Origin of the sequence: Streptomyces sp. NPDC002055 (genome assembly GCF_040296705.1) — a bacterium.
In the GTDB taxonomy this organism is placed as follows: Bacteria; Actinomycetota; Actinomycetes; order Streptomycetales; family Streptomycetaceae; genus Streptomyces.
This window is the reverse complement of record NZ_JBEOXS010000012.1, coordinates 152,531-163,189: the sequence shown is the minus strand read 5'-3', so window position 1 is coordinate 163,189 and position 10,659 is coordinate 152,531. Positions and strand designations below refer to the sequence as shown.

General features: G+C 72.8%; 6 protein-coding genes. 3 read left to right on the top strand and 3 right to left on the bottom strand.

Annotation, left to right across the window (positions count from 1 at the left end; translation table 11 throughout):
• Both ABT112_RS10180 and glxA read left to right on the top strand, forming a co-directional pair.
• On the top strand, window positions 1-966 hold a 966-nt coding region (locus ABT112_RS10180; protein WP_351507606.1), incomplete at its 5' end, for a glycosyltransferase family 2 protein.
• A complete protein-coding gene (glxA, locus tag ABT112_RS10175) occupies window positions 954-2,879 on the top strand; it encodes a radical copper oxidase GlxA (RefSeq protein WP_502975305.1) in 1,926 nt (641 codons plus the stop codon). The genes ABT112_RS10180 and glxA, both read left to right, overlap by 13 nt.
• A 71-nt stretch (window positions 2,880-2,950) precedes the next feature.
• Here the strand turns inward: glxA and ABT112_RS10170 are convergent, their stop codons facing one another.
• Entirely contained in the window at window positions 2,951-4,192 is a 1,242-nt protein-coding gene (locus ABT112_RS10170; RefSeq protein ID WP_351507604.1) for a glycoside hydrolase family 6 protein, read from the bottom strand.
• 385 nt (window positions 4,193-4,577) lie between these two features.
• Here ABT112_RS10170 and ABT112_RS10165 point away from each other — a divergent pair, with 385 nt between their 5' ends.
• On the top strand, window positions 4,578-6,968 hold the full coding sequence (locus ABT112_RS10165; RefSeq protein ID WP_351507603.1) for a phosphoketolase family protein: 2,391 nt from the start codon (window positions 4,578-4,580) through the stop codon (window positions 6,966-6,968).
• Window positions 6,969-6,988: 20 nt separating this feature from the next.
• Here the strand turns inward: ABT112_RS10165 and ABT112_RS10160 are convergent, their stop codons facing one another.
• Together ABT112_RS10160 and ABT112_RS10155 are read right to left on the bottom strand one after the other, a co-directional pair.
• A complete protein-coding gene (locus ABT112_RS10160) occupies window positions 6,989-8,815 on the bottom strand; it encodes an AMP-dependent synthetase/ligase (protein WP_351507601.1) in 1,827 nt (608 codons plus the stop codon).
• Window positions 8,816-9,000: 185 nt separating this feature from the next.
• Window positions 9,001-10,527, bottom strand: coding sequence for an APC family permease (locus ABT112_RS10155; RefSeq protein WP_351507599.1), 1,527 nt, complete (start codon window positions 10,525-10,527; stop codon window positions 9,001-9,003).
• Window positions 10,528-10,659: the final 132 nt, after the last annotated feature.

Sequence of the window (10,659 nt, the reverse complement as noted above, 5' to 3'; positions counted from 1 at the left end):
GCCCTCATCCAGCGCGCCGGCAACGCCTACGGCGGACCCATGTTCGTCGGCACCAGCAACGCCGTCCGCATCAAGGCCATCAAGGGCATCGGCGGTCTGTACGACTCCATCACCGAGGACATGGCCACCGGCTTCGAACTGCACCGCCACCGCAACCCCGCCACCGGCAAGAAGTGGAGCTCGGTCTACACCCCCGACGTCCTCGCCGTCGGCGAAGGCCCCACCGCCTGGACCGACTTCTTCACCCAGCAGCTCCGCTGGTCCCGCGGCACCTACGAGACCATCCTCAAGCAGTACTGGAGGGCCCCGCTGACGATGCCGCCGGGCAAGCTGCTCAACTACACCCTGATGCTGGCCTACTACCCGATGGCCGCGTTCAACTGGCTGCTCGCCGCGCTGAGCTGCACGCTCTTCCTGGTGCTGGGCGCCTCCGGGGTGCACATCTCCTCGGAGGTGTGGCTGATGCTGTACAGCGACGCGGCGGCGCTCCAGATCGGGCTGTACATCTGGAACCGGCGGCACAACGTCTCCCCCCACGAGCCGGACGGCTCCGGCGGCGTGGCCGGCATGGTGATGTCGGCGCTGTCCGCCCCCATCTACGCCCGCTCGCTGATGGACGCGGCGCTGCGCCGGAAGAGCACCTTCGTGGTGACGCCGAAGGGCGACTCCGCCACCCCCGACCGCCTGGCCACCTTCCGGATCCACCTGCTGTGGGCCGTGGTGTTCGCGGGCGGGCTCATCGCCTCCGGCTTCCTCGGACACACCCACGCGGCCATGCGCACCTGGTCGCTGCTGGCGCTGCTGCTCGCTCTCGCACCGCCGGTGATCTGGTACGTCGACGCCCGGCTGCGGCGGCGTACCCGGGCGGTTCCGCCGGCCGTTCCCGCCGCCCGTACCGAGACCTCCCTCGCCACCACGTCCGAACGCGCCACCACGTCAGAGAAGGATTCGCTGTGCGCCTTGTGATCAGCCCACGCGTCCGCACCACGGTCGTGGGGACGGCCGCGATGGTCGTGCTGGCCGGCCTGAACGCCCCGGCGGCCATCAGCTACGCCGAGCGGACCTATCACGCGTACCGGATCGAACAGCACGGCTACAAGGCGCGGTTCGGCCACTGGGACCTGCTGGACGTCCCGGACCGGTACCGGGTCGACGCCATCCACGCGGCGCTGCTGCACACCGGCAAGGTGCTGCTGATCGCCGGCTCGGGCAACAACGAGAAGAGCTTCGACGCGGGCTCCTTCAAGACGCTGCTGTGGGACCCGGTCAGGAACACCTTCAAGCTCGTGCCCACCCCGGACGACCTGTTCTGCTCCGGGCACGCGCAACTGCCCGGCGGGCGCCTGCTGGTGGCGGGCGGCACCGCACGCTACGAGATCATGGCGGACAAGGTCGACCGCGCCGCGGGACCGATGCTGGTCAAGAACGAGGACCCGGACGTCACCCGCACCTTCCGCCGGGGCACGGTCTTCCGGGCCCCGGACGGCCGGGAGTACCGCGCAGTGCGGGCCTTCACCGTCCCGGCGGCGGCGAAGCACAAGAGCCGCAAGGGCAAGGTGACGGTGACGGCCGGTGAGGTCCGGGTCTTCGTCGAGGCGGCGCGCAAGGGCCGCGGCCAGGTCCGCAAGCGTCCGGCGCAGTACCGGATCGAGGGGCTGTCGGGCAGTGACCGGCGCAATCTGTACGGCCTGGCGCAGGCGATGACCCTGGACAAGCAGGACTACCAGGGGATCAACGCGGCGTACGAGTTCGATCCGCGCACCGAGCGCTACGTCCCCGTCGACCCGATGGCGGAGAGCCGCTGGTATCCCACGCTGGTCACGCTGGCCGACGGCCGGGTGCTGGCGGTGTCGGGGCTGGACGACGTGGGGCAGATCATCAACGGGAAGAACGAGATCTTCGACCCGAGGACGCGGACGTGGTCCACGGCTCCGCACCGGTACTTCCCCACCTATCCGGCGCTCTTCCTCACCCAGGGCGGGAAGCTGTTCTACTCCGGTTCCAACGCCGGGTACGGACCGGCCGACGCGGGCCGGGAGCCCGGCCTGTGGGATCTGCGCCGGAACACCTTCCAGCGGGTGCCGGGGCTGAAGGACGCCGATGAGACGGAGACCTCGGCGTCGGTGCTGCTGCCGCCCGCGCAGGACCAGAAGGTGATGGTCCTGGGCGGCGGAGGCGTCGGGGAGTCGAAGCGGTCCACGGCGCGCACCGCGGTGGTGGATCTGAAGCGGTCGCCCCGGTTCACCGACGGTCCGGATCTGCCGCAGGGCACCCGCTATCTGTCCAGTGTGATCCTGCCGGACGACACCGTGTTCACCACCGGCGGTTCCGTCGACTACCGCGGGAAGAGCGACAGCGACATCCACCACGCGCAGTTCTACACCCCGCGGAAGAACGCCTTCCGCCCGGCGGCGGCGCCGGTCGTGGGACGCAACTACCACTCCTCGGCGCTGCTCCTGCCCGACGGCCGGGTCGCCACGTTCGGCTCGGACCCGCTCTACGCCGACCCGGACAACACCCGGACCGGCTCGTTCGAACAGCGGGTGGAGATCTACACCCCGCCGTATCTGTACCGGAAGGGCCGGCCGGTGCTGGGGGCGGGGCCCACCGAGCTGCGGCGCGGGGCCACGGCCCGGTTCGCCCTGGCGGCCGGGGGGAAGATGGCCACGGCGCGGCTGATGCGGCCGAGCGCGGTGACCCACACCACGGATGTGGAACAGCGGTCGGTGGAGGTGCCGGTGCGGCAGCGGGGCCGTTCGCTGCGGCTGTCGGTGCCGAAGGACCCGGCGCTGCTGCCGCCCGGCTGGTACATGCTCTTCGTCAGCGACGCGAAGGGCACCCCGTCCCGGGCCCGCTGGGTGCACGTTCCGCCGCGGTGACGGCATCGGCCCCGCCCCTGGCCGTCCGGGGCGGGGCCGTGTCCGGCCGCCGTGGCGGCGCCGGGTTCGTTTCAGCCCCCGGCCGTGCGGGCCAGGTCCAGCGCGTACCGCGGCCACCAGTCGCCCGCCGGGGGCCCGCCGTTGCAGGTGCCGTCGGACTCGCCGGGGCGCTTGACCCACAGGAAGGCGTCGACGCCGGAACGGCCGGTGCGCAGCGTCGGCAGTTCGCCGAGCGCCCGCCCCGGCGGATTGCACCAGGCCCGCTCATCGCTCGCCGGCACGCCCTGGACCGGGCCGTTGCCGTTCCGGCTGGTGTCGATCACGAACGGCTTGCCGCCGAGTGCCCGGGAGAGCCGCCGGCCGTACTCCTCGGTGGTCCGGGTCGGCTGGAAGTTGGAGACATTGAGGGCGAAGCCGTCGGCTGCGTCGACGCCGCTCAGCCGGAGCGGCTCCACCAGCCGGGCGGTGTCCTTGATCCAGTCGGGGTGGCCGGCGTCGAGGTAGACCCGGGCGGCGGGGAGCGCGGACAGCGTGGCCACCGCGTCGTTGAGCAGGGCGAAGCGCTGCGACCGGAGCTGTTGGGGCACACAGCCGTCGACGGCCTGGGCGACCGCGTCGGGTTCCAGGACGACGATCGCCCGGCGGCTGCCGATCCCGGCGGCCACGGCACGGATCCACTGCCGGTAGGCGGCCGCGTCCCCGGCGCCGCCGGCCGAATGGTTCCCGCAGTCCCGGTACGGGATGTGGTAGGCGGCCAGAACGGGGGTGCGTCCGGCGCGTTCCGCGGCGTCCACGATCGCGTCGACCCGGGTCTCCGGGTGGTCGCCGATCCATTCGGCGACGGGCTGTTCCGCGATCCGGCGCAGCAGACCGGCGTCCGCGGTACGGCCCTCCAGCTGCCACTGGCGCATCTGCCGGGCGGCGGGCGTCTCCGGGTTCACCCAGAGGTCGGGGTGGCCGGTGCGGAGGGTGTGCTCCATGCGCTGCCGGGACTGCGGCTGCTGCTGGTCGATCACGTCCTGGGCGCCCTCGGCCAGCGCCGTGCATCCGCTGAGCAGGACGCCCAGTGCGGCGGAGGCGGCCGCCAGGGCGAGGTTCCCACGGAGCGTCGTCCGCCCGAAGAGCGGGGCCGGCGGCGTCCGGTGCGGGCGACCGGACGGCGGCGGGTGGGGGCACCTCCCGGGCCACCGGGCCCAGAGGGGGAAAGCGCGGCGGGCCGCGCCGACGACCGACAACGCGGCGAGCCCGCGTGCCGGACGCCGCCGGCCTGGCGGGACGTTCGCATCACGCCCCGGGGCCGACCGGCGCGACATGCTGCTCCTGAAGCCTTCCTCGGCCATCCGATCCTTCCTCCTGCCCCCAGCCGGGGCGTGCCGGTTCCGCTGCGACTCTCCCTCCCGCCCCCGAACAGCGGAACTCTCCGCGCCGGTTCGGCCGGCGCCCGCACATGAATGGCCCAACCGGGGTGATCTCTTCGGGTGATGGAGGGCCGTTGACGTTGACATCGGGCCTCCGCGGGGACATACACCGGGCCGGACACCCCGGTGCCGGCCGCCGCGGCCACGGGGCCGGGCTGTGGACCCGGACTGTGGACCCGGACCGGGGTGCCGCCGGGACCCCGTCCCGGGCGTTCCGCATGACCGCGCGGCGCCGTGGAACGCGCACACCGTGACACCCCGCGGCTTTCGAGGAGGTTCCATGACCGAGAACCGGCCGGCCCCGACCGGTGAGGAGCTGGCGGCACTGGACGCCCACTGGCGCGCCGCGAACTACCTGTCCGCGGGACAGATCTATCTGATGGCCAACCCGTTGCTGCGCGAACCGCTGCGGCCGGAGCACATCAAGCCGCGGCTGCTCGGCCACTGGGGGACGACGCCGGGGCTGAACCTGGTGTACACGCATCTCAACCGGGTGATCCGGGAGCGCGGTCTGGAGGCGCTCTGCGTCTGGGGCCCGGGACACGGCGGGCCGGCCGTGCTGGCGAACAGCTGGCTGGAGGGCAGCTACACCCGGACGTATCCGACGGTGGGCCGCGACGAGGACGGCATGGCCCGGCTGTTCCGGCAGTTCTCCTTCCCCGGCGGGGTGCCCAGCCATGTCGCGCCGGACGTCCCCGGCTCGCTGCACGAGGGCGGCGAGCTGGGCTACTCCCTCGCCCACGCCTACGGGGCCGCGCTGGACAACCCGGGCCTGCTGGTGGCCTGTGTGATCGGCGACGGCGAGGCGGAGACCGGTCCGCTGGCCGGTTCCTGGCACGCGAACAAGTTCCTCGACCCGGTGCACGACGGGGCCGTGCTGCCGGTCCTGCACCTCAACGACTACAAGATCGCCAACCCGACGGTGCTCTCCCGGCTCCCCGAGGCAGAGCTGACCGCGCTGCTGCGGGGCTACGGGCACGAGCCGGTCACCGTCGCCGGGGACGACCCGCGGGAGGTGCACCGGGCGATGGCCGTCGCCCTGGACGAGGCGCTGGACCGGATCGCCGGCCATCAGCGCGCCGCCCGCGAGGACGGCGTCCGGGAGCGGCCCCGCTGGCCGGTGCTCGTGCTGCGGACGCCCAAGGGCTGGACCGGGCCCGCCGAGGTGGACGGGCAGCGGGTGGAGGGCACCTGGCGCTCCCACCAGGTCCCGCTGGCCGGGGTCCGGGAGAACCCGGAGCACCTGCGGCAGTTGGAGGCGTGGCTGCGCTCGTACCGGCCGGAGGAGCTGTTCGACGACCGGGGCGGTCCGCGCCCGGCGGTGCTCCGCTGTGTGCCGGAGGGGGACGCCCGGCTCGGCTGCAGTCCGCACGCCAACGGCGGCCTGCTCCTGCGTGAGCTGCCCGCCCCGCCGCTGGAGGAGTTCGCGGTGCCGGTGGAGCGGCCCGGGGCCACCCTGCACGAACCGACGAGGGTGCTGGGCGGCCTGCTGTCCCGGATCATGGCGGAGACCGCGGAGCGCCGGGACTTCCGGATCGTGGGGCCGGACGAGACGGCCTCGAACCGGCTGGACGCGGTGTACGAGGTCACCGGAAAGGCCTGGGAGGCGGCGGCCGCCGCCTCCGACGAGCACCTGGAGCACGGCGGCCGGGTGATGGAGGTCCTCTCCGAACACCTCTGCCAGGGCTGGCTGGAGGGTTATCTGCTCACCGGGCGCCACGGGCTGTTCAACAGCTACGAGGCGTTCGTGCACATCGTCGACTCGATGGTGAACCAGCACATCAAGTGGCTGAAGACCGCCCGGGAGCTGCCGTGGCGGCTGCCCGTCGCCTCCCTGAACTATCTGCTCACCTCGCATGTGTGGCGGCAGGACCACAACGGCTTCTCCCATCAGGACCCGGGCTTCGTCGACCATGTGCTGAACAAGAGCCCGGAGGTGGTCCGGGTCTATCTCCCGCCGGACGCCAACACCCTGCTCGCCGTCGCCGACCACGTGTTGCACACCCGCGGCTATGTGAACGTCGTGGTCGCGGGCAAGCAGCCGTCGTTCGACTGGCTGGGCCTGGACGAGGCGCGGGCCCACTGTGCCCGGGGCGCGGGCGTGTGGGAATGGGCCGGGACCGAGGACGGCAGCCGGGAGCCGGATGTGGTGCTGGCCTGCGCCGGTGATGTGCCGACCCAGGAGGTGCTGGCCGCCGCCGGGCTGCTCCGCCGCCATCTGCCCGGGCTGGCGGTCCGGGTGGTCAACGTGGTCGACATGGCGGCCCTGCTGCCGCGCGACCGGCATCCGCACGGCATGCCGGACGCGGAGTTCGACGCCCTGTTCACCCGCGACCGGCCGGTCGTCTTCGCCTACCACGGCTACCCCTGGCTGATCCACCGGCTGGCGTACCGCCGCGCGGTCCACCCGCAGCTGCATGTGCGCGGCTACCAGGAGTCGGGCAGCACCACGACGCCGTTCGACATGGTGGTCCTCAACGACCTGGACCGCTACCGGCTGGTGATGGACGTCATCGACCGGGTGCCGGGCCTCGGCGGACGGGCGGTGGCGGTGCGGCAGGCCATGGCCGACGTCCGGACCCGGCACCACGCCTGGATCCGGGAGCACGGCACGGACCTGCCGGAGGTCGCCGACTGGACCTGGGAGGACCGGCCGGGCAACGGGCGGTAGGCCCTGGCGTCGAACGGCCGTCAGGAGCGGTACATGAGGTCGATCTCGGACGCGTACCGGGCGACGACCGCGCGGCGCCGGAGCTTCAGGGACGGGGTCATCAGGCCGTCCGCCGGGGTGAATTCGACGGGCAGGATCCGGAACGCCCGGATGGACTCGGCGTGGGAGACCGCCGCGTTGGCCCGGTGCACGGCCCGCTGGATCTCCTCGTGCAGTTCCTGGTCGGCTGCCGGTTCGCGCAGGGTCCCGTGCTTGCGGTGCATCCGCCGCCAGTGGCCGAGGGCCTCGGGGTCCAGGGTCACCAGCGCCGTGATGTACGGGCGGTTGTCGCCCACCACGAGGCACTGGGAGATCATCGGGTGGCTGCGCAGCCGTTCCTCGAGCACCACCGGGGCGACGCTCTTGCCGCCGCTGGTGATGATGACGTCCTTCTTCCGTCCGGTGATGGTCAGATAGCCGTCGGTGTCGAGCGTGCCGACGTCACCGGTGGCGAGCCAGCCGTTGCGCAGCACGGCTTCGGTGCCGGGCCGGTCGTCGAGGTACCCGGCGAAGACCGTCTCGCCGCGCACCCACACCTCCCCGTCCCAGGCGATCCGGACCGAGGTGCCCGGGATGGGCCGGCCGACGGTGCCGAACTTGACCCGCCCCAGCGGCTGTCCGGTCACCCCGGCGGTGGACTCGGTGAGGCCGTAGCCGTCGTAGACGGTGATGCCGATCCCGGCGAACGTCAGTCCCAGGGTGCGGCCGAGCGGCGATCCGCCGGAGACGGCGTGCCGGGCGCGGCCGCCCAGCACCGCCCGGATCCGCTCGTAGACCAGCCGGTCGTAGAGCGCGTGGTGCATCTTCAGCGTCGGCCCGGGGCCGGGGCCGGTGCCCAGGGCGCGCTGTTCCATGGCTTCGGCCCAGCGCAGGGCGATGTCCATGGCCTTGTCGAACACCTCCAGCCGGCCGGCCTCCTCGGCGGCCCGGCGGGTGCGGTGGAAGATCCGCTCGAAGAAGAACGGCACCGCGTAGAGGAAGGTGGGCCGGAAGCCGGCGAGGGCGGGGAAGAGGGCGTCGGCGGTGATCTCCGGCTGGTGCCCCAGCAGCACCCCGCCGCGCAGACACGCCACCTGCACCATCAGGCCGTAGACGTGCGAGAACGGCAGGAAGGCGAGGACGGACGGCTGTTCGCCGGGGGCGGCGAGGACCGGGCGCCAGCCCGCGAGCAGGGTGTCGCACTCCACGGCGAAGTTGGCGTGCGTGAGGACACAGCCCTTGGGTCTGCCGGTGGTGCCCGAGGTGTACGTGATGGTGGCCGCCGAGCCGGGCGTCACGGCCCGGCGGCGGCGATGCACCCGGGTCTCGGTGACGTCCCGCCCGCGCTCGGCCAGCTCCGCGGTGCAGCCGCCGTCCAGCTCCCAGATGCGGCGCAGGGCGGGGAGTCCGTCGCACACCGCGCCGACCGTCATGGCGTGCTCCGCGGTCTCCACGACGACGGCGACCGCCTTGGCGTCGTGCAGGATCCAGCGGACCTGCTCGGGGGAGGAGGTGGGGTAGAGGGGCACCAGCTGGGCTCCGACCGACCAGAGGGCGAAGCTGACGAGCGTCCACTCGTAGCGGGTCCGGGACATCAGCGCCACCCGGTCGCCGATCCGGATGCCGTCCGCGAGGAAGCCCTTGGCCAGCGCCAGCACGTCGTCGCGGAAGGCGGCGGCCGTCACTGTGGTCCACTCCGCTCCCGGCGGGCCGTTCCGCCGGGAGAGCTGGGGCAGGTCGGGGTGCCGTTCGGCCGTCTCGTACACCGAGTCGGCCAGTCCTCCGCGCCGCGGACCCGCCACGAGGGGTGGGAGGCTGAATTCGCGCACTGCGCCTCCTTGCCCGCGTATCTGCCGTGCAGCCCGCACCGAGAAGCGGTGGGGAGCGCAAGCTACCGGCCGGGAGTCGCCGTGCCTAGGGGGTGGGCGGAAAGTCCCGCCGTCCGCCCCTCCGCGTTCCGCCCCGCAGGGGGACGGAACTCGGCTGCGCGGGAGGGCGGTTGGCTCCCCCGCCGTCAGGGCGTGGTGTCGGCCGCAGCGGCCTTCTCCAGCTGGAACGCCTCGTTGCCCAGGCCGATCCGGGCGTGCACCTCGGGCTTGACGGAGCGCAGCACCCGGCCGTAGATCACCCCGCCGACCGCCGCGACACCGATGACGCCGGGGAGGATCCGGCTCAGCGCCGAGCCCGGCCCCGCGGCGACCAGCACGTCGAAGTCGACGACCGCGATGGCGATGATCACCACGAGGGCGGCGCCGGCGGCCGCGGAGGACGCGATCCGCCACATCTGGGCCCGTGCCGCTCCCCGGCGGACGAAGAACGCGATGACGGCGACGGAGGTGGCCGCCAGCAGCAGGAGCACCCCGAGCGCGCCGACGTTGCCCATCCACGTGAACAGGTGCAGCACCGGGGCGGTCGGGTCACCGGCCGGCCGGCCGTCGGTCACCGCGAAGGCCACGACCACGACGACGGAGATGACGCTCTGGAGCAGCGAACCGTGGGCGGGGGCACCGCTGGTGGGGCTGGTCCGGCCGAACGCCGAGGGCAGCAGGCCCTCGCGGCCCATGGCGAACGCGTACCGGGCGACCACGTTGTGGAAGCTGAGCAGGCAGGCGAACATGCCGGTGACGAAGAAGACGTGGAGCACGTCGGTGAATCCGGCACCGAGCCGGGCCTCGGTGAGGGAGAACAGCAGCGCCGGACCCTCCTGCTGGGCGGAGTGCACGATCCGCGACGGTCCCGCGGCGACGCTGAGCGCCCAGGAGCTGAAGGCGAAGAACACGGCCACGAAGCCGACCATCAGGAAGGTCACCCGGGCCACGACGACGTGCGGGCGGCTGGTCTCCTCGGCGTAGACGGCGGGCTGTTCGAAGCCGACGAAGGCGGCGATGCAGAAGCACAGGGCGGTGCCCAGCCCGGCTCCGGTCAGGGTGTCCGGGTCGAAGGCCTGCAGGGAGAGGCCGGCCGGGGCCGGATCCGCGACCGCGGCGACATCGAAGACGGCCACCATCAGGCATTCGATGAGCAGCAGCACGCCGAGCACCTTGGCGTTGAGGTCGATCTTCAGCCAGCCCAGGGCCCCGACGAGGGCCACCGCGGCGAGGGCGGGTATCCACCAGGGGGTGTCGATGCCCAGGTGGTCGGCGAGCAGCAGGGACAGCTCGAAGCCGAAGATGCCGTACACCCCGGTCTGCATCGCGCTGTAGGCGACCAGGGCCACGACGGACGCGCCGGCTCCGGCGGTGCCGCCCAGGCCGCGGGCCACATAGGCGGTGAAGGCACCGGCGTTGTGCACATGCCGGCTCATCTCCGCGTAGCCGAAGCTGAACAGGGCCAGCACCACGCCCAGGATGACGAAGATCAGCGGCTGTCCGACGATGCCCATCACCGCGAAGGTCGTGGGCATCACGCCGGCCACCACCATGAGCGGCGCGCTGGCGGCGAGGACGGACAGCAACAGTCCCGTCATGCCGATGCGGTCGGCGCGCAGGGCCCGGTCGTGGCCTTTGAACGTGCTGATCTCGCTCGTCCTGCCATTGAGCATGGCGGATGTGTCCTTCCCATGGGGGCGTGGGGGCGGGGTTGTTGCCGAAAGGCCGGGGCCTGGGTGCGGCAGGGGTCACGGGGTTCGGGGCCGGGGCGGGTGCGGACGGGCCGGGCAGTGGCGGGTCCGGGC